This is a genomic window from Streptomyces sp. NPDC029292, from assembly GCF_055569295.1.
This window is the reverse complement of sequence record NZ_JBVHXR010000005.1, coordinates 50,999-68,837: the sequence shown is the minus strand read 5'-3', so window position 1 is coordinate 68,837 and position 17,839 is coordinate 50,999. Positions and strand designations below refer to the sequence as shown.

Below are 17,839 nucleotides of genomic sequence, written 5' to 3'. Positions count from 1 at the left end.
CAGACACACGAAACGGGCCCGGCACGAGAGTGCCGGGCCCTTCGCTTGTCAACGGCTGATCAGTACGGGGTGCGGCGGATCAGGACGGGTTGCCCGTCGAGACCTTGAGCTCGATCTCGGGCATGTCCTTCGGGTTGACGTCCGTTCCGGCGGAGGGGAACTGGTCCATGATCGTGTCCTCGCCGTACGTGTTCTCGTCGACGGGGGTGACCTTCATCTGCCAGCCCGCGGCCTGGAAGCAGCTCTTCACCGAGGTCAGGTTCTTGAAGGAGAAGTCCGGTACCTGGATCTTGTCCGGGTCGTCGTACGACTCCTCCGGAGTGGTGCACTTCTCCGTGTCGATCGTCTTCGACGTGTCCGGATCCTTGTGCCCCGCCACCACGGAGGGCGACTGGCTGGCGTCGGTGCCGCTCTTGTCGTCGCTGCTGCCGCCGTTCAGGGTGAGGGCGGTGATCAGGCTGCCGATCGCGACGAGCGCGACGACGATCGAGCCGATGACGACCGCCTTGTTGCTCTTGCGGCCCGCACCGCCGGAGCCGCCCGAGACCGGAGTCGTCGGCTGGGGCGTGAGGTTGTACGGCGGCGGAGTCGACGGGGCGTGCTGCGGGGCGTACGCCGCGGTCTGCGGCGGCGTCTGGTAGCCGCCCTGCTGCGGATAGCCGTACGCCGGGGACGGCGCGGGCATCGGGGTCGGCGCGCCGTACGGACCCGGCTGGTACGGCGTCTGTACGGGGCCCGGGGCCGGAGTGCCCTGCTCGACGGGCGGGAAGACGGCGGAGCCGACGCCCGCGCCGCTCGACGTCTGGGCACCCGGCACGATGCTCGGCGCGGCGGCCTGGAACGACTGGGCCACGCGCAGGCACTCGTCGCGCATGGTCTCGGCGCTCGGGAAACGTTCGTTCGGGTTCTTCTTCAGCGCGCGGGCGATCAGCGCGTCCACGGCCGGGGGCAGCGAGCGGTTGATCGAGGAGGGCGCGACCGGCTCCTCCTGGACATGCGCGTACGCGATGGCCAGCGGGGAGTCCGCCTCGAACGGCAGGCGCCCGGTGACCAGTTGGAACAGCATGATGCCGACCGAGTACAGGTCGGATCTGGCGTCCACGCCTCTGCCGAGGGCCTGCTCCGGGGAGAGGTACTGCGGGGTGCCGACGACCATGCCGGTCTGCGTCATCGAGGTGACGCCGGACTGCATGGCGCGGGCGATGCCGAAGTCCATCACCTTGACGACGTTCCGCTTCGTCATCATGACGTTGCCCGGCTTGATGTCCCGGTGGACCAGGCCCATCTCGTGGCTGATCTCCAGGGCCGCCAGGACGTCCGCGGTGATCTTCAGGGCTTTGTCGGCGGGCATGGCGCCGTACTGCGCGATGTCCTGGTCGAGCACGGAGCCGAGCGGGCGGCCCTCGACGTACTCCATGACGATGTACGGAGTGGTCATCCCGTCGAGATCGTCCTCGCCGGTGTCGAAGACCGAGACGATGTTCGTGTGGGTGAGCTTCGCCACCGACTGGGCCTCGCGGCGGAAGCGCTCGCGGAAGGCCTGCTCGCGGCCGAGCTCGGTGTGCAGCGTCTTGATCGCGACCTGGCGGTCGAGCACCGAGTCGTACGCGAGATGCACCGAGGCCATGCCGCCCTCGCCGAGCAGATCGCGCAGCTGGTAGCGGCCGCCGGCGACCGCACGCCCCGCGTACCGGCCCTGTGCGCCGTCCTGGCTCATGTTCTGCGTCCCCCATCGGCGCGGCGGCAGCGGCTGGTTGGCTCCCGCGGTCCGTGATCGATTGTCCGGCGCTGGACCGGTGTTCGGTGATCGATTGGCCTATTCCCGGCCAAGTCTGCCCGAGGGCAGTGACACGTCAAGTTCGGTGCCCGTTCCGTGACCGTCTGCGAAAGAAGCGTCGCGGAAGCGTTACAGGTGCCGTACGGCCGGTACACAGAATTTGCGCGCGGCCCCCTGGGGCGGGTTTGATGGCCGGTCCATCTCACGTCCATCTCGGACCGGTGCCTTGCGCCGAGCCTGTAGCGTGGCCCGACGGAGACCGTAACAACCACCGCGCAGACCGCGGGCAGAAAACGACGGCGAGGACTGATGGCACAGCAGCAGCGCGCTCAGGGCCCGTCCGACCCCGAGGCGACTGGCGGCGGTATGTCAGATGCGCCGGAGATGTGGGGTAACGGCGGGCTGGTCGGCGACGGCCGATATCGGCTGACCCGCAGACTCGGCCGGGGCGGCATGGCCGAGGTGTTCGCGGCCGAGGACGTACGCCTCGGACGCACCGTCGCGGTCAAGCTGCTCCGCTCCGACCTGGCCGAGGACCCGGTTTCCAAGGCCCGCTTCACACGCGAGGCCCAGTCGGTCGCCGGGCTCAACCACCACGCGGTCGTCGCCGTGTACGACTCCGGCGAGGACGTGGTCGGCCACAGTGTCGTCCCGTACATCGTGATGGAGATCGTCGAGGGCCGCACGATCCGCGACCTGCTGCTCAACGCCGAGGCCCCCGGGCCCGAGCAGGCGCTGATCATCGTCTCCGGTGTCCTGGAGGCGCTCGCCTACTCGCACCAGCACGGCATCGTGCACCGCGACATCAAGCCGGCGAACGTGATCATCACGGACACCGGCGCCGTGAAGGTGATGGACTTCGGCATCGCGCGAGCCCTGCACGGCGCGCAGTCGACGATGACGCAGACCGGCATGGTCATGGGCACGCCGCAGTACCTCTCCCCGGAGCAGGCGCTCGGCAAGGCCGTCGACCATCGTTCCGACCTGTACGCGACCGGCTGCCTGCTCTACGAACTCCTCGCGCTGCGGCCCCCGTTCACCGGCGAGACCCCGCTGTCGGTGGTCTACCAGCACGTCCAGGACATCCCGGTGCCACCGTCCGAGGTCGCGGAAGGGGCGCCGCCGGAGCTCGACGGGCTCGTCATGCGCTCGCTCGCGAAGGAGCCGGACGACCGGTTCCAGACCGCGGAGGAGATGCGCGGGCTCGTCCAGTACGGGCTGCAGATGCTGTACGACCAGGGCGGGCACACCGGCACCTGGAACACCGGGCCGGTCGCCATGCACGAGGGCCTGCACACCCCGGCGGGCGGCTTCGCGGGCACGACCGCGCTGCCGCACTCCGGTGAGTCCGGCACCACGCAGATCCCGCAGCCGATCCTGCCCAGTGGCTACGGCGGCGGGGACGACGGCGGTTTCGAGGGGCACGGCAACAAGGGCGGCGGCCGCGGCAAGCTGTGGATCCTCGCGGTCCTCGCGGTGATCGCCATCGCGGCGGGTGTCGCGCTCGCGCTCAACAACACCGGTGGCGGCGGCGGGGGGACCGGTACGACGCAGTCGCCGACCACCACGCACTCCAGCACGCAGGACAAGTCCAGCGAGACGCCCAGCGACGGGGCGACCGACGAGTCCACGGACACCGCCACGGACGACTCCACCAGTACCGGCAGCAGTTCGGACTACTCGCCGTCGTACACGCCGTCCGAGAGCGTCACCAGCGAGCCGAGCACCGAGCCGACGGACAGCCAGCCGACCGATACGACGCCGTCCGACGAGCCGTCGTCGACGGATCCGACCCCGTCGCCGCCGGACACGTCGCAGCCGTCGGATCCGGCGGAAACCGGCGCGACGCTCGGCGCCCAGGGCCTCTGACCGGACCGGAGACCGGCGGACCGGAGTCCGACGGACCGGAGTCCGACGGACCTGAGTCCGACGGACCTGAGTCCGACGGACCTGAGTCCGACGGACCTGAGTCCGACGGATCAGATCTTGACGGAATCTGATCGAAACACCGTCCACGCGCGCGTGCGGCCCGAATCGGGCTTCACGCGCGCGTGCCGTTGGAGCAGGCCGAGCGGGGCGTGAGGATCACCCCGCGAACGCCTCGCACACCCACTCGTACTCCCGTGTCCACCACACGGCCAGTGCCGAGGCCGCGGGGAACTGCGGATCGGCGCGGGTGTCCCCGCGCTCGTAGTGCCAGCGCAGTATCCAGAAGTCGTTGAGGCGCTCCCACCACACGCGGTGCACGGCGGCCGTGAGCTCGGAGGGTGTGGCGCCCGCCGTACGCCGGTACGCGCGCGCGTAGGCCCGTACTTTCGTCAGGTCGAGCGCGCCGACGGGTCGTACGAAGAAGATCACCGCGGCGCGTACGGCCTCCTCGGCGCGCGGCTGGACGCCCAGCCGGTCCCAGTCGACGATCGCGGCCGGTTCGCCGTCGCGGTAGAGCAGGTTGAACGGGTGGAAGTCACCGTGCACCCAGCCCACCGAGTCGCCCTGCGGGGGCCGTCGGTCGGCGTGCTTCTCCAGGAGGGCGCGCCGTTCCAGGAGCCGGTGCCGGGCCAGTTCGTCGAAGGCGTCGGAGGGGCGGTGGCGGCGTACGTGTGCGAGCAGGTCGTCGATGAGCGCGAAAGTGTCGGTGGGATCGGCGCTTTCGGGGCGTGCGCCCCCGGAGCGCTCTTCGGTGAAGGCACGTTTCTCACCGGCGCGCGCCCTCGGAGCGCGCCCCTGCGCCGGCATCACCCGTTCCAGACTGGCGTGTACGACGCCCAGGAGCGCCCCCAGCCGCGCGCACTGCTCCGTGGTGAGCTGGCCGCCGTGCCGGTGCTGCCCGTCGATCCACGGGTGCAGCGCGTACGCGTGACCCCCGATGACGGCGACCGTGCGCCCGTCGGCGCCGGTCAGCGGTGGGGCGACCGGGACGCCGAAGTCGGCGAGGCGCTGGGTGGCCCGGTGCTGGCGGGCGATCGCGGCGGGGTCGGCGGTCTCGGGATCGAAGTGGTGCTTGAGGAAGTACCGGCCGCGCGTGGTGCACAGCCGGTAGCCGCGGTTGAGCAGCCCCTGGTCGACGGGTTCACAGGTCAGCGCGGACCCGGCGGCGTACTGGCGAAGGAGGGCGCTCAGAGGGGGCGCATGAGGCACAGGGGGTGGTACAGATGGGCGCGGCACGCGCCAGATGCTAGGGCACGAGCCGGGGCGCTGACCTCGCGCTTGTCACAGACAGTCGTCTTCGATCACAGGACAGTCACAGGACGTGCTGGAACTGCCGTTCCAGGCCACCGTCCGTGGAGTGCACGGTGCAGAACTGCGGCTCGATGCGCAGATAGACCGGGTCGAAGGGCTCGCCGTCCACGAGGCGCGGCGCGGGACCGAAGAGCTCCAACTCGGCCGCGGTCGGCTCGACCGGCTCGCACTGGCCCATGATCTGCACGGACCACAGGCTCTCGCCCGGCCGGGCGGAGCTCAGGTTGTCGGTGCCGTAGGCGACGACGCTGCCGACGCAGGCCCGGTGGTATCCGCAGCCCCGGTGCATGCGGAGCAGAACACGGCCGTCCACCACGATGTGGCGGGCGAACGCGAGGAAGGGCAGCGCGCGCATGCTGGTGGCCGCCCGGCCGTAGTCCGTGCGGCCGATCAGTTCGACGGCGAGCTGTTCGTCGGTGGGCATACCACCAAATCTCCGCCACCCGGAGAGCCCGAAAAAGAGTCACCCGCCCCTCGAAGAGGGGCCATAAGTCCCGAATCAATCAGCGGTGCTGTTTCTCCGCCTGCAACCGCGCCACATAAGCCGCCGCCTGCGATCGCCGTTCCATGCCCAGTTTGGACAGCAGACTCGACACGTAATTCTTGATCGTCTTTTCGGCGAGGTGCAGCCGCTCGCCGATCGCCCGATTGGTGAGCCCCTCGCCGATCAGGTCGAGGATCTTGCGCTCCTGCTCGGTGAGGTGCGCGAGCTTGTCGTCGCTCTTGGCGCTGCCGCCGTCGCGCAGCCGTTCCAGGACGCGGGCGGTGGCCACCGGGTCGAGCAGGGACTTTCCGGCGGCGACATCACGTACGGCGGAGAGCAGTTCACTGCCGCGGATGGCCTTCAGGACATAGCCCGAGGCGCCCGCCATGATCGCGTCGAAAAGGGCCTCGTCATCGGCGAACGAGGTCAGCATCAGGCACTGGATGTCTTCGTTCTGGGAGCGGATCTCGCGGCAGACCTCCACGCCGCTGCCGTCCGGGAGCCGTACGTCCAGGACGGCGACGTCCGGGCGGGTGGCCGGAATCCGCACCAGCGCGTCGGCCGCCGTGCCGGCCTCGCCGACGACTTCGATGTCGTCCTCCACCGAGAGCAGCTCATGGACTCCGCGACGGACCACCTCATGATCATCGAGGAGAAATACGGTGATTTTCCCGTTTTCAGACACGCTGTCAGTGTCACACACGCTCATGGGCAATGCCCCAGGTGAACTCTTCCCGTGTCCGGGGTGGCCGGGATAACGTGCCGGTGTTCCGGCCCCCTGCAAGGCTGTAACCAGTGCTGTGACCAGCGGCTGTTCCCGATCGGCGCGAGGTACTTGGAAATCCGACTAAAAATTAGTTGGATTTCCAAGCAAAATCGCAGGTCAGGAGGGGTTTCACAGAATTGTGAAGCACTGGGTAACGTGACTGTTGCAGGGCGCTCGCCGGGGCACCTGTCACGCCTGTTCCGGCCGAGTGGCACCCACCCCGTGCACGGGTACTGGAACAGGCGAGCCGCACTGGCCACCCGGCAACCCCGGGGGCCGGACCGACGGAGGAGCACACGTGACCGTGGAGAGCACTGCCGCGCGCAAGCCGCGACGCAGCGCCGGGACGACCGGCGCGAAGAGCGCCGCGAGCAAGCGCACCAGCGCGGCCGCCAAGAAGTCACCGGATACGACGGGCGCCGGGCCCGAGCTCATTCAGCTGCTGACCCCGGAAGGCGAGCGGGTCGAGGACGCCACGTACGGCCCGTACGTCGCCGACATCACCCCCGAAGAGCTGCGCGGCCTGTACCGGGACATGGTGCTGACCCGCCGCTTCGACGCCGAGGCCACCTCCCTGCAGCGCCAGGGCGAGCTGGGCCTGTGGGCCTCGCTGCTCGGCCAGGAGGCCGCCCAGATCGGCTCCGGGCGGGCCACCCGCGAGGACGACTACGTCTTCCCGACCTACCGTGAACACGGCGTCGCCTGGTGCCGCGGGGTCGACCCGACCAACCTGCTCGGCATGTTCCGCGGCGTGAACAACGGCGGCTGGGACCCGAACAGCAACAACTTCCACCTGTACACGATCGTCATCGGATCGCAGACGCTGCACGCCACCGGCTACGCCATGGGCATCACCAAGGACGGCGCCGACTCGGCCGTGATCGCGTACTTCGGGGACGGCGCCTCCAGCCAGGGCGACGTCATGGAGTCCTTCAACTTCGCCGCGGTCTACAACGCCCCCGTCGTGTTCTTCTGCCAGAACAACCAGTGGGCCATCTCCGAGCCGACCGAGAAGCAGACCCGCGTCCCGCTCTACCAGCGCGCGCAGGGCTACGGCTTCCCGGGCGTCCGCGTCGACGGCAACGACGTCCTCGCCAGCCTGGCAGTCACCAAGTGGGCGCTCGAGCGGGCCCGCCGAGGTGAGGGCCCCACGCTCGTGGAGGCGTACACCTACCGCATGGGCGCGCACACCACCTCCGACGACCCGACCAAGTACCGGGCCAACGAGGAGACGGAATCCTGGGAGGCGAAGGACCCGATCCTGCGCCTGCGCAGGTACCTGGAGGCTTCAAACCACGCGGACGACGGATTCTTCGCGGAACTCGAAGCCGAGAGCGAGGCGTTGGGCAAACGAGTACGCGAAGTCGTCCGTGCCATGCCGGACCCGGACCACTTCGCCATCTTCGAGAATGCGTACGCGGACGGGCACGCGCTCGTCGACGAGGAGCGGGCCCAGTTCGCCGCCTACCAGGCGTCGTTCGCGGATGAAGGGGAGGGCAAGTAGCGATGGCTGCGGAAAAGATGGCGCTGGCCAAGGCGATCAACGAGTCGCTGCGCACGGCCCTCGACACCGACCCCAAGGTCCTCATCATGGGCGAGGACGTCGGCAAGCTCGGCGGTGTCTTCCGGGTCACCGACGGGCTGCAGAAGGACTTCGGCGAGGACCGGGTCATCGACACCCCGCTCGCCGAGTCGGGCATCGTCGGCACGGCGATCGGCCTCGCGCTGCGCGGCTACCGCCCGGTGGTGGAGATCCAGTTCGACGGTTTCGTCTTCCCCGCGTACGACCAGATCGTCACGCAGCTCGCGAAGATGCACGCGCGGGCGCTCGGCAAGATCAAGCTCCCCGTCGTCATCCGCATTCCGTACGGCGGCGGCATCGGCGCCGTCGAGCACCACTCCGAGTCCCCCGAGGCGCTCTTCGCGCACGTGGCGGGCCTCAAGGTGGTCTCCCCGTCGAACGCGGCGGACGCGTACTGGATGATGCAGCAGGCCATCCAGAGCGACGACCCGGTGATCTTCTTCGAGCCGAAGCGGCGCTACTGGGACAAGGCCGAGGTCAACAAGGACGCGATCCCCGGACCGCTGCACAAGGCGGTCGTGGCGCGCGAGGGCAGCGACCTGACCCTCGTCGCGTACGGCCCGATGGTGAAGGTCTGCCTGGAGGCCGCCGCGGCGGCCCAGGAGGAGGGCAAGTCGATCGAGGTCCTGGACCTGCGCTCGATGTCTCCCCTCGACTTCGACTCCGTCCAGGCCTCGGTCGAGAAGACCCGCCGCCTGGTCGTGGTGCACGAGGCCCCGGTGTTCCTCGGTACGGGCGCGGAGATCGCCGCCCGCATCACCGAGCGGTGCTTCTACCACCTGGAGGCACCCGTCCTGCGGGTCGGCGGCTACCACGCCCCCTATCCGCCGGCGCGCCTGGAGGAGGAGTACCTTCCGGGCCTGGACCGGGTGCTCGACGCCGTCGACCGCTCGCTTGCGTACTGAGGAGAGGGTCGTGACGACGATGACTGAGAACGCGTCGGGGCTCCGCGAGTTCAAGATGCCCGACGTGGGCGAGGGACTCACCGAGGCGGAGATCCTCAAGTGGTACGTCCAGCCCGGCGACCAGGTCACCGACGGCCAGGTCGTCTGCGAGGTCGAGACCGCCAAGGCCGCCGTGGAGCTGCCCATCCCGTACGACGGTGTGGTGCGCGAACTCCGCTTCCCCGAGGGGACGACGGTGGACGTCGGCCAGGTGATCATCGCGGTGGACGTGGCCGGAGGGGCAGATGCTCCCGCTGCGGAGGCGCCCGCCGCCGAAGCCCCTGCTGCCGAGGCGCCCGCTGCCGAGGAGCCCAAGCCCGAGGGCCGCAAGCCCGTCCTCGTCGGGTACGGCGTCGCCGAGTCCTCCACCAAGCGCCGCCCCCGCAAGGGCGTCGAGGTCCCCGCGCAGCAGACCGAGGCCCCGGCGGGTACGTACTACGCGGCCACCGCGATCCAGGGCGAGCTGAACGGACACGGGCACTCCGCGCCGCCCGCCGCCGCCCGCCCCCTCGCGAAGCCCCCGGTCCGCAAGCTCGCCAAGGACCTCGGCGTCGACCTGGCGACGATCACACCGTCGGGGCCGGACGGCATCATCACGCGCGAGGACGTGCACGCGGCGGTGGCACCGGCGCCGGTCGTGGCGGAGACCCCGGCCGCCCCGGCCCAGGCACCCGCCCGCGTCCAGGCTCCGGCCCCGGTCGTCGCGTACGACACGGCCCGCGAGACCCGTATCCCGGTCAAGGGTGTCCGCAAGGCCACGGCCGCCGCGATGATCGGTTCGGCGTTCACCGCGCCGCATGTCACCGAGTTCGTGACGGTCGACGTGACGCGCACGATGAAGCTCGTGGAGGAGCTCAAGCAGGACAAGGACCTGCAGGGCCTGCGGGTGAATCCCCTCCTCCTCATCGCCAAGGCCCTGCTGGTCGCGATCAAGCGCAACCCCGAGGTCAACGCGTCCTGGGACGAGGCCAACCAGGAGATCGTCCTCAAGCACTATGTGAACCTGGGCATCGCCGCGGCGACCCCGCGCGGCCTGATCGTCCCGAACATCAAGGACGCCCACGCGAAGACGCTGCCGCAACTGGCCGAGTCGCTCGGCGACTTGGTCGCGACGGCCCGCGAGGGCAAGACGAGCCCGGCCGCCATGCAGGGCGGCACGGTGACCATCACCAACGTCGGCGTCTTCGGCGTCGACACGGGCACGCCGATCCTCAACCCCGGCGAGTCCGCGATCCTCGCGGTCGGCGCGATCAAACTCCAGCCGTGGGTCCACAAGGGCAAGGTCAAGCCCCGCCAGGTGACCACCCTGGCGCTGTCCTTCGACCACCGCCTGGTCGACGGAGAGCTGGGCTCCAAGGTCCTCGCCGATGTCGCGGCGATCCTGGAGCAGCCGAAGCGGTTGATCACCTGGGCGTGAGCCACGGACACGGGGCCGTCCCTGAGGGGCGGCCCCGTGCAAGGCTCGCGGGGCGCCGTACGACGAAGGGGGCCCGCCGCCGGATGAGCGGCGGGCCCCCTTCGTCGTATGCCGGGACTGCTTCCCGTGCGCCTGCGACTACTTGGCGAACGCGTAGTTCATGAGCTTCTTGGCGTCCGACTCGCGGGCGGAGATGGACGTCGAGGAGAGGACCGTGCCGATGACCGTCTTGCCGTTGCGGGTGGCGGCGAAGACGAGGCAGTATCCGGCCTCCGGGCCGGAGCCGGTCTTCACGCCGATCGTGCCGCTGTAGCTGCTGAGCAGCCCGTTCGTGTTGGTCCACGCCGCCATGGTGCGGGTGCTGCCGGTCTTCGTGATGGTCTTCGCCGTGTACGACTTCGTCTTCACGATCGTCTTGAACGTGGAGTTCTTCATCGCGCTGCTGGCGATCTTCGTCAGGTCGCGCGGCGTCGAGTAGTTGGAGCCGTTACCGATGCCGTCGAACGAATCGAAGTGCGTGTTCTTCAGGCCGAGGTTCGTCGCGGCGGTGTTCATCTTGCCGATGAACGACTTCACGCGGGCGGCGCGCGTCGAGCCCGAGCCGTACTTGTCGGCGAGCGCGTACGCGGCGTCGCAGCCGGACGGCAGCATCAGACCGTAGAGGAGCTGACGGACGGTGACCTTGTCACCGACGATCAGGTGGGCCTGGGAGGCGTTGTTGGCGACAACGTAGTCGCTGTACGCCTTCTGGATGGTGACCTTGGCGTCCAGGTTGAGGTTCGACTGGGCCAGCACCACCTTGGCCGTCATGATCTTGGTGGTGGATCCGGTGGAACGCTTGGTGTCCGCGGCCTTGGTGTAGAGGGTCGCGGCCGTGCCGTTGTTCATCACATAGCCGCCCTTGGCGGCGATCGTGGGCGTGGTCACGGCGCCCGCGGGTGCCGCCCCGAAGGCTCCGGCCGCCAGCACCGCACCGGTGGTGATGGCCACGGCGGCGGCTCGGCGAATACGCGTGCCCTTAATGCCGGTAATCAAAATGAACGCTCCGAATGCGCGAAATGCCCCTGGGAGAACGGCACATGGCAGTGCCGTCTCACGTACGGACTCTCGAAGCGCTCCAAGGGATGTACGGGAAACGTGGGTGAGTTGTGTGACGTGCGTTACGTGGGGGATTCGGGGGCGGGTTCGGGAGGGGTTCGGGAGGGGCTCATGGCGACCGGGCGGGCGTCCGCATTCTGGAATCGTCGCGACCATGCGTACGTGTTGTATCTATGATGTGCGCATGCCCTCAGCCCCACCCGCACCCGCGAAGCAGCCTGCGAAGCAATCCCTGAAGCAGCCACCCGCCGCCGACCGCGTCTACGCGCACGTCAAGCAGGGTGTCCTGGAACGCCGTTACGAGGGCGGGACGCTGCTCACCGAGGGCGAACTCGCCGAGGCCGTGGGGGTCTCGCGGACGCCGGTGCGCGAGGCGCTGCTCCGGCTGGAGGTCGAGGGGCTGATCAGGCTCTACCCGAAGAAGGGCGCGCTCGTCCTGCCCGTCTCCGCGCAGGAGATCGCGGACGTCGTCGAGACCCGGCAGCTCGTCGAGGAGCACGCGGCGCGGAAGGCCGTACCGGCTTCGCCGCAGCTCATCGCACGCCTTGAGGAGTTGCTGGCCCAGCAGAAGGAGCAGGCCGCCGCCGGAGATCTGGCGGGCGCCGCCGTCACCGACCGCTGCTTCCACGCCGAGATCGTCCGCAGCGGCGGCAACGAGATCCTCTCCCGGCTCTACGACCAGCTCCGCGACCGGCAGTTGAGGATGGGAGTCGCCGTCATGCACGCCCACCCCGACCGCATCACCAAGACGCTCACCGAGCACGAGCAGATCCTCGAGGCGCTGCGCTCCGGCGACGCGGAGGCGATCGTCGGCATCATCCACCGGCACGTCAGCTGGTTCTCCAACCTGGCGCGGGGCGAGGTCCGATGAGTTCGAGTTCCGCGGTCACGCTGCCCGGGGACCCGCCCGGCGGGCGGCGCGCCATCGCCGTCTGGGGCATCGGCGTCTCCGTCTACTTCGTCGCCGTCATCTTCCGTACGTCGCTGGGGGTGGCCGGGCTCGACGCCGCCGACCGCTTCCACGTGGGAGCCTCCGCGCTCTCCACCTTCTCGATCCTCCAGCTCCTCGTGTACGCGGGCATGCAGATACCCGTGGGCCTGCTGGTCGACCGGCTCGGCACCAAGAAGGTGCTGGCCATCGGGGTCCTGCTGTTCACGGCGGGGCAGTTGGGCTTCGCGTTCTCCCCGACGTACGGCACGGCGCTCGCCTCGCGCGCGCTGCTGGGCTGCGGTGACGCGATGACCTTCATCAGCGTGCTGCGCCTGGGCACCCGCTGGTTCCCGGCCCGGCGCGGGCCGCTGGTCGCGCAGCTCGCCGGTCTGGCGGGCATGGCGGGCAACTTGGTCTCGACCCTCGTCATCGCCCGGCTGCTGCACGGGGTGGGCTGGACGGCGGCGTTCGCGGGCAGCGCGCTCGCCGGAGTCGTCGTCCTCGTACTCCTTCTGGTGTTCTTGAAGGATCACCCCGAGGGGCACGAGCCGGAGCCGTTCCCGCATCAGGGGGCCGCGTACGTCCGTCGGCAGATCGTGGCGTCCTGGCGGGAGCCCGGCACGCGGCTCGGGATGTGGGTGCACTTCACGACGCAGTTCCCGGCGATGGTGTTCCTGCTGCTGTGGGGCATGCCGTTCCTGGTCGAGGCGCAGGGGCTGTCGCGGGCGACGGCGGGTGAACTGCTGACGCTCGTCGTTCTCTCCAACATGGTGGTCGGCCTGGTGTACGGGCAGATCGTCGCCCGGCATCACGCGGCGCGGCTTCCGCTGGCGCTCGGCACGGTGTCCGCGACCGCGGTTGTCTGGGCGGGTGCGCTGGCGTATCCCGCCGAGCACGACCCGATGTGGCTGTTGGTCGTGCTGTGCGCGGTGCTGGGTGCGTGTGGGCCCGCGTCGATGCTCGGGTTCGACTTCGCGCGGCCCGCGAATCCGCCGGAGCGGCAGGGGACCGCGTCCGGTATCACCAACATGGGTGGTTTCGTCGCCTCCATGACGACGTTGCTGGCGATTGGTGTGCTGCTGGACGCGACCGGTGACAATTACCGCGTTGCCTTCGCCGCGGTGTTCGTCCTTCAGGCGGTTGGCCTCAGCCAGATCTTCCGGTTGCGGAAGCAGGCTGCGCGTAGGGAGCGGGAGCGGTTGGTGGCCAGTCGGGTGGAGACGGTGCACGTTCCCGCGTAGGGGGCCCCGGGGAGGGTTTTTCGCCCCCTCCGCCCCTACCCGTCCCGTATCTGGGGGCTGCGCCCCCAGACCCCCCTATCGGCCTGGACGGCCTCGTCCTCAAGCGCCGGACGGGCTAAAAGATCTACGGCGTGACCGCGAAGTTCCTCAGGATTGCCGTCGCGAGGTCCGGGTCGCCCTCCGTCTTGATGCGGTCGGACACGGCGTCGGCGTGCACGCGGCCGCAGGCCAGGCGGACGAACGTCTCCCAGTCGAGGGCGACGGTGGCGGCGGGGCCCAGGGAGGGGGCGCCGTCTATCGTGCCGTGGCCCTCGGCGTCGATGCGGACCGTGCGGAGGAACTCGACGGGCCCGTGGACGTCGAAGACGACCGCCGAATTCGCGGGCGCGCCCGCGTCCTTGGCGACGACCTTCGGAAGGGCGGTGAGGAGCACGTCGCGGACGATGAGCGCGCCCGGGGAGTCGAGGTTGCCCGGCCGGCCGAGGGCGGCCCGGAGGTCCTGCTCGTGCACCCACACGTCGAAGGCACGGTTGCGCATGGCCTGTTCCAGGGTGACCTCGGTGCCGAGGGGGCCGCGGACCTTGGCGTCGGGCTGCCGTGACTCGTTCCGCAGCTGGCGGTTGCGGCGGATGACCGTGTACTCCAGCTCCGACGTCATCTCCGGTGCGGTGTGGTGGCGGCGGACGTCGACCTGCATCTCCATGTACCGCTGGTGCTCGTTCGTCACGTGGTAGAGGTCGCGCGGGAGGGTGTGGATGGGGCGCGGGTCGCCCAGCATCTCGCAGTCGAGTCCGATCACGTGCGAGACGAGGTCGCGGACGGACCAGCCGGGGCACGGCGTCCGCCGGTTCCACTCGCCTTCCACAAGCGGCTGCACCAGCTCGGATATCGCTTCGATCGAGTGGGTCCAGGCGTCGGCGTAGGACTGAAGGCTGGGATGCAGACTCACGGAACGGGACCCCTCGGGCGGTTGGACGCGGGCAGTGCACAGGCAGCGGGTGTCTTGGGACGCTAAGTTACGCTGCTGTGAGGCACCCCGGCAGTGCTTTCGTGTGACGATCGTAGGCCCGTATGGACGGCTCGAATGCCAGGACGGTGGTAGTGTGCGCGCCTCTCTCCTCCAGATCGACGTAAACGAGTCCGAATCGGTCGATTCGCGTCGGCAGCGTGTGGCGGCTCTCGTACGGGAACAAGCCGGTGCCGATCTCGTGGTGCTGCCCGAGCTGTGGACGACCGGGGCTTTCGCGTACGAGGGGTTCGGCGCGGAGGCCGAGCCGCTGGAGGGGCCCACGTACGAGGTGATGGCGAAGGCGGCGAGTGACGCGGGCGTGTGGCTGCACGCGGGCTCGATTCCCGAGCGCACCGCGTCAGACAGCGGCTCCGCCGCGGGTGACCGCACCCTGTACAACACCTCGCTGGTCTTCTCGCCCTCCGGTGAGCTGGCCGCCGCCTATCGGAAGATCCACCGCTTCGGCTTCGACAAGGGTGAGGCCGTGCTGATGGGAGCGGGCTCCGAGCTGGTCACCGTACGGCTGCCGGAGACGACCCTCGGCATCGCCACCTGCTACGACCTCCGCTTTCCCGAGCTGTTCCGCGGGCTCGTCGACGCGGGTGCCGAGACGTTCGTCATCTCGGCCGGGTGGCCCGAGCGGCGTCGCTCCCACTGGACGCTGCTCGCGCAGGCGCGGGCTGTTGAGAACCAGGCGTACGTCCTTGCGTGCGGGACCGCCGGGACCCATGCGGGGGTTGCCCAGGCCGGGCATTCGATCGTGGTCGACCCGTGGGGTGAGGTGCTCGGCGAGGCCGGGTCCGACGAGGAGGTCCTCACGGTGGAGTTCGACCCCGCGAGGGTTGCGACGACGCGTGAGCAGTTCCCGGCGCTGAAGGACCGGTTGCTGGGGCTTGAGGCTCCTCGCCGCTGATTTTCAGGGCACCCGGGGTCGGGGCTGAGCGGGGGTGGGTCGCGCGGCCCGGCGCTTACGGGGTGCCGGACTCTGCGGGACGGGTGCCGCCCCTGGCGGCACGCATGCCCGCAGTCAGCCGTGGACGTCAGTCCTCCCCCCGCTCCATCTCCGCCAAATGGATCACGCACACCGCCACCGCGATCAGCAGTGCCTGATCCGCGTCGTCGCGGACGACGTCGACGCCGTATGTCTCGCGGACGTGGAGCCGGCGGCGGGAGATCTGGGCGAGGAGTTCGTTGTCGTAGTCGATGGCGAACTCGCGGTCGAGGATTTTGCCGCTGACGTCGAGTTCGGTGCCGTCGACGAGGGAGACGCGGTAGTGGTTGCGGAGCAGGGACAGACGCTTGCGCTTGATGGTGGCGAGGGGATCGCCGTCCCGCTCGATGATCATCGTGTCGCGCAGGGCGAGCATCTTCTGGTGGATGTCGATCAGGACGCGCCCGTGCGTGTCCTGCAGCTCGAAGGTGTCCCGCAGCCGCATGGCCTTGCCGTCGACGAGGAAGACCTTGTTGCCGTGGTCGTCCTCGATCCAGTAGTCGTCGCCGAAGCCGAGGAGCCGGTCGCGTACGAGGTATCTCATGCCCTCACCGCTTCCCCGGAGGGCGGTCCGAAACGCCGTCGGTAGGCCGACGGGCTGAGTCCGGTCTCGCGCCGCAGCCGCGCCCGCAGGTTCGCGGCGGTCCCCAGACCGCTGCGCTGCGCCACCACGTCCAGCCGTTCCTCCCCGCGTTCGATGAGTCGGCAGGCGAGCGCGACCCGCTCTCCGGTGAGCCACGCCAGTGGGGTCGTGCCGAGCTGCGCCCGGAAGCGCCGGTGGAGCGTGGCCGGGCTGACCGCCGCCCACGCCGCGAGGCCCACGACGGTGAGCGGTTCGCCGAGCCGTTCCTGCGCCCAGGCCAGCAGCGGCGCGAGGGACTCGTCGGGTACGTCGGGCAGCGGCCGCTCCACGAACTGGCGCTGCCCGCCGTCGCGGTGCGCGGCGAAGACCAGCCGTCGGCTGACGGCGTTGGCGATCTCGGCGCCGTGGTCGCGCCGCACGATGTGCAGCCCGAGATCGAGCGCGGCCGCGCTGCCGGCGGCGGTCAGCACGTCGCCCTCGTCCACGAACAGCACGTCCGGCTCCAGGAGGACCTTCGGGTGGAGCTCCCGGAAGGCATCGGCCCAGCGCCAGTGCGTGGTGGCCCGGCGTCCGTCGAGCAGCCCGGCCTCGGCGAGCGCGAAGGTGCCGGTGCAGAAGCTCATGACACGGGCGCCGCGCGCGTGGGTGCGCCGGATGGCGTCGCACACGGCGGCCCGGCGCGGCACGACGTTGTCGGGGCGGCCGGGGACGACGAGGGTGTCCGCGCCGTCCACCGCGTCAAGGCCGGGTACTCCGGTCAGCGTGAAGAACCCGTGGTTCATCCGGACCCCGGGTGTGGGGGTGCACAGCGTCAGCTCGTACAGCGGCTGCGGCAGCCCGAGTTCCGGTCGCGGCAGCCCGAACAGCTCGGTCGCGACGCCGACTTCGAAGGGATTCGTGCTCTCGTCGACGATCACGGCGACGCGATGGGGAGCGCCGGAAGGCCGTATCCCACCCGGCTGCGAGGATCCTTGCGGCATGTGCGATTTCTAGCACTCGTGCGGGTGCCGGACCACCGCTGAGGATGAGCCCATGAGCAGCGAACCCGTCTCCCTGTCCACCGCCCTCGCCTCCTTCGCCGACCTGTGGAGCCCCCGCATCGTCACCTCGGTCAACGACTACGACGTACGCATCGCCAAGGTCCAGGGCGAACACGTCTGGCACGTCCACGACCACACGGACGAGTTCTTCCTGGTCCTGGAGGGCGAGCTGACCATCGCGCTCCGGGAAGCGGCGGGCGAGCGGACCGTCGTCCTCCCCAAGGGATCGGTCTTCACCGTCCCGCGCGGTACGGAGCACAAGCCGTACGCCCCGAACGGCGCCTCGATCCTGATGTTCGAACCCACCGGCACCCTCACCGTCGGCGACCACCACGACGAGGTCCCCGATCACGTGGACGCGACGACGGGGCACGCGCTGGCCTGAGCGCGACCTGACGCGGTCGAGTCCCCCGCGGTCGCTGCGGCGGGGGACTCGACGCGAGCTGCGGCGCCCGTTACGCGTAGTCGTCCCGCCGCAGGCCGCCCTCATCCTCGGCGGCGTGGTCGTCGCCGACGGCACGGTCGCGGATGTCGTCGTCGCGCAGGTCCGTGCCGTGCATGTCGTCGTCGTGCACGCCCTGCCCGCGCCGCTCCGGCCGGTCGTCATCGTGCACCCGCTTGCGGCCCGGCGTGCCGGAGTCGCTCCTGCCGGCGTCGCTCATGCCGGAGCCGCCGATTTCGGCGGAGTCCCGCCTGCGCGAGTCGTCGCGGTTACGTCCCATGGAACTGCTCCTTT

The 17,839-nt window shown here is 69.9% G+C and carries 17 protein-coding genes; 8 read left to right on the top strand and 9 right to left on the bottom strand.

Annotated elements, in window-relative coordinates:
- Positions 1-79 precede the first annotated feature (79 nt).
- On the bottom strand, positions 80-1,717 hold the full coding sequence (locus tag ACZ4WS_RS13700) for a protein kinase domain-containing protein (protein ID WP_467980105.1): 1,638 nt from the start codon (positions 1,715-1,717) through the stop codon (positions 80-82).
- 369 nt (positions 1,718-2,086) lie between these two features.
- On the opposite strand from ACZ4WS_RS13700, the gene ACZ4WS_RS13695 reads away from it, so the two are divergent.
- Positions 2,087-3,646, top strand: coding sequence for a protein kinase domain-containing protein (locus tag ACZ4WS_RS13695; protein WP_467980103.1), 1,560 nt, complete (start codon positions 2,087-2,089; stop codon positions 3,644-3,646).
- Positions 3,647-3,862: 216 nt separating this feature from the next.
- On the opposite strand, the gene ACZ4WS_RS13690 is transcribed toward ACZ4WS_RS13695, so the two are convergent.
- The 3 genes from ACZ4WS_RS13690 to ACZ4WS_RS13680 all read right to left on the bottom strand — a co-directional run bounded on the left by ACZ4WS_RS13690 (position 3,863) and on the right by ACZ4WS_RS13680 (position 6,186).
- On the bottom strand, positions 3,863-4,915 hold the full coding sequence (locus ACZ4WS_RS13690; protein WP_467980102.1) for a phosphotransferase: 1,053 nt from the start codon (positions 4,913-4,915) through the stop codon (positions 3,863-3,865).
- A 103-nt stretch (positions 4,916-5,018) separates the two neighbouring features.
- On the bottom strand, positions 5,019-5,441 hold the full coding sequence (locus ACZ4WS_RS13685; RefSeq protein ID WP_467980100.1) for a pyridoxamine 5'-phosphate oxidase family protein: 423 nt from the start codon (positions 5,439-5,441) through the stop codon (positions 5,019-5,021).
- A gap of 79 nt (positions 5,442-5,520) precedes the next feature.
- Positions 5,521-6,186 carry a response regulator gene (locus ACZ4WS_RS13680; protein ID WP_467980098.1) on the bottom strand — a complete coding sequence of 222 codons (666 nt, stop codon included), beginning with the start codon at positions 6,184-6,186 and terminating at the stop codon, positions 5,521-5,523.
- A gap of 379 nt (positions 6,187-6,565) precedes the next feature.
- On the opposite strand from ACZ4WS_RS13680, the gene pdhA reads away from it, so the two are divergent.
- Genes pdhA through ACZ4WS_RS13665 form a run of 3 tightly spaced genes read left to right on the top strand, consistent with a single transcriptional unit; the run spans position 6,566 to position 10,210 of the window.
- Positions 6,566-7,771, top strand: coding sequence for a pyruvate dehydrogenase (acetyl-transferring) E1 component subunit alpha (gene pdhA, locus ACZ4WS_RS13675; protein ID WP_467980096.1), 1,206 nt, complete (start codon positions 6,566-6,568; stop codon positions 7,769-7,771).
- A 2-nt stretch (positions 7,772-7,773) separates the two neighbouring features.
- Positions 7,774-8,754: an alpha-ketoacid dehydrogenase subunit beta gene (locus tag ACZ4WS_RS13670; RefSeq protein ID WP_467980095.1), complete on the top strand. Its 981-nt coding sequence runs from the start codon at positions 7,774-7,776 to the stop codon at positions 8,752-8,754.
- A 10-nt stretch (positions 8,755-8,764) separates the two neighbouring features.
- A complete protein-coding gene (locus ACZ4WS_RS13665) occupies positions 8,765-10,210 on the top strand; it encodes a dihydrolipoamide acetyltransferase family protein (protein WP_467980093.1) in 1,446 nt (481 codons plus the stop codon).
- Positions 10,211-10,348: 138 nt separating this feature from the next.
- Here the strand turns inward: ACZ4WS_RS13665 and ACZ4WS_RS13660 are convergent, their stop codons facing one another.
- Positions 10,349-11,245: a D-alanyl-D-alanine carboxypeptidase family protein gene (locus tag ACZ4WS_RS13660; RefSeq protein WP_467980091.1), complete on the bottom strand. Its 897-nt coding sequence runs from the start codon at positions 11,243-11,245 to the stop codon at positions 10,349-10,351.
- 247 nt (positions 11,246-11,492) lie between these two features.
- Here ACZ4WS_RS13660 and ACZ4WS_RS13655 point away from each other — a divergent pair, with 247 nt between their 5' ends.
- On the top strand, positions 11,493-12,179 hold the full coding sequence (locus ACZ4WS_RS13655) for a GntR family transcriptional regulator (RefSeq protein ID WP_467980089.1): 687 nt from the start codon (positions 11,493-11,495) through the stop codon (positions 12,177-12,179).
- Positions 12,176-13,480, top strand: a complete 1,305-nt coding sequence (locus tag ACZ4WS_RS13650; RefSeq protein WP_467980087.1) for an MFS transporter — start codon at positions 12,176-12,178, stop codon at positions 13,478-13,480. The genes ACZ4WS_RS13655 and ACZ4WS_RS13650 overlap by 4 nt, the downstream gene beginning before the upstream one ends.
- Positions 13,481-13,604: 124 nt before the next feature.
- Here the strand turns inward: ACZ4WS_RS13650 and ACZ4WS_RS13645 are convergent, their stop codons facing one another.
- Positions 13,605-14,429 carry a maleylpyruvate isomerase family mycothiol-dependent enzyme gene (locus ACZ4WS_RS13645; protein WP_467980086.1) on the bottom strand — a complete coding sequence of 275 codons (825 nt, stop codon included), beginning with the start codon at positions 14,427-14,429 and terminating at the stop codon, positions 13,605-13,607.
- A gap of 154 nt (positions 14,430-14,583) precedes the next feature.
- On the opposite strand from ACZ4WS_RS13645, the gene ACZ4WS_RS13640 reads away from it, so the two are divergent.
- Positions 14,584-15,402, top strand: coding sequence for a carbon-nitrogen family hydrolase (locus tag ACZ4WS_RS13640; protein ID WP_467980085.1), 819 nt, complete (start codon positions 14,584-14,586; stop codon positions 15,400-15,402).
- Positions 15,403-15,529: 127 nt separating this feature from the next.
- On the opposite strand, the gene ACZ4WS_RS13635 is transcribed toward ACZ4WS_RS13640, so the two are convergent.
- Together ACZ4WS_RS13635 and ACZ4WS_RS13630 are read right to left on the bottom strand one after the other, a co-directional pair.
- On the bottom strand, positions 15,530-16,024 hold the full coding sequence (locus ACZ4WS_RS13635) for an LURP-one-related/scramblase family protein (RefSeq protein ID WP_467980083.1): 495 nt from the start codon (positions 16,022-16,024) through the stop codon (positions 15,530-15,532).
- On the bottom strand, positions 16,021-17,043 hold the full coding sequence (locus tag ACZ4WS_RS13630; protein ID WP_467980081.1) for a helix-turn-helix domain-containing protein: 1,023 nt from the start codon (positions 17,041-17,043) through the stop codon (positions 16,021-16,023). The genes ACZ4WS_RS13635 and ACZ4WS_RS13630 overlap by 4 nt, the downstream gene beginning before the upstream one ends.
- 52 nt (positions 17,044-17,095) lie before the next feature.
- Here ACZ4WS_RS13630 and ACZ4WS_RS13625 point away from each other — a divergent pair, with 52 nt between their 5' ends.
- A complete protein-coding gene (locus tag ACZ4WS_RS13625; RefSeq protein WP_467980080.1) occupies positions 17,096-17,488 on the top strand; it encodes a cupin domain-containing protein in 393 nt (130 codons plus the stop codon).
- Between the two features lie 70 nt (positions 17,489-17,558).
- Here the strand turns inward: ACZ4WS_RS13625 and ACZ4WS_RS13620 are convergent, their stop codons facing one another.
- A complete protein-coding gene (locus tag ACZ4WS_RS13620) occupies positions 17,559-17,825 on the bottom strand; it encodes a hypothetical protein (protein ID WP_467980078.1) in 267 nt (88 codons plus the stop codon).
- Between the last annotated feature and the right edge of the window lie 14 nt (positions 17,826-17,839).

What these genes read in the sequence shown, in the direction of transcription:
- ACZ4WS_RS13635 (WP_467980083.1), bottom strand. Translation starts at nt 16,024, where the DNA reads ATGAGATACCTCGTACGCGACCGGCTCCTCGGCTTCGGCGACGACTAC.
- ACZ4WS_RS13620 (WP_467980078.1), bottom strand. Translation starts at nt 17,825, where the DNA reads ATGGGACGTAACCGCGACGACTCGCGCAGGCGGGACTCCGCCGAAATC.
- ACZ4WS_RS13685 (WP_467980100.1), bottom strand. Translation starts at nt 5,441, where the DNA reads ATGCCCACCGACGAACAGCTCGCCGTCGAACTGATCGGCCGCACGGAC.
- ACZ4WS_RS13630 (WP_467980081.1), bottom strand. Translation starts at nt 17,043, where the DNA reads ATGCCGCAAGGATCCTCGCAGCCGGGTGGGATACGGCCTTCCGGCGCT.
- ACZ4WS_RS13625 (WP_467980080.1), top strand. Translation starts at nt 17,096, where the DNA reads ATGAGCAGCGAACCCGTCTCCCTGTCCACCGCCCTCGCCTCCTTCGCC.
- ACZ4WS_RS13655 (WP_467980089.1), top strand. Translation starts at nt 11,493, where the DNA reads ATGCCCTCAGCCCCACCCGCACCCGCGAAGCAGCCTGCGAAGCAATCC.
- ACZ4WS_RS13695 (WP_467980103.1), top strand. Translation starts at nt 2,087, where the DNA reads ATGGCACAGCAGCAGCGCGCTCAGGGCCCGTCCGACCCCGAGGCGACT.
- ACZ4WS_RS13670 (WP_467980095.1), top strand. Translation starts at nt 7,774, where the DNA reads ATGGCTGCGGAAAAGATGGCGCTGGCCAAGGCGATCAACGAGTCGCTG.
- ACZ4WS_RS13650 (WP_467980087.1), top strand. Translation starts at nt 12,176, where the DNA reads ATGAGTTCGAGTTCCGCGGTCACGCTGCCCGGGGACCCGCCCGGCGGG.
- ACZ4WS_RS13700 (WP_467980105.1), bottom strand. Translation starts at nt 1,717, where the DNA reads ATGAGCCAGGACGGCGCACAGGGCCGGTACGCGGGGCGTGCGGTCGCC.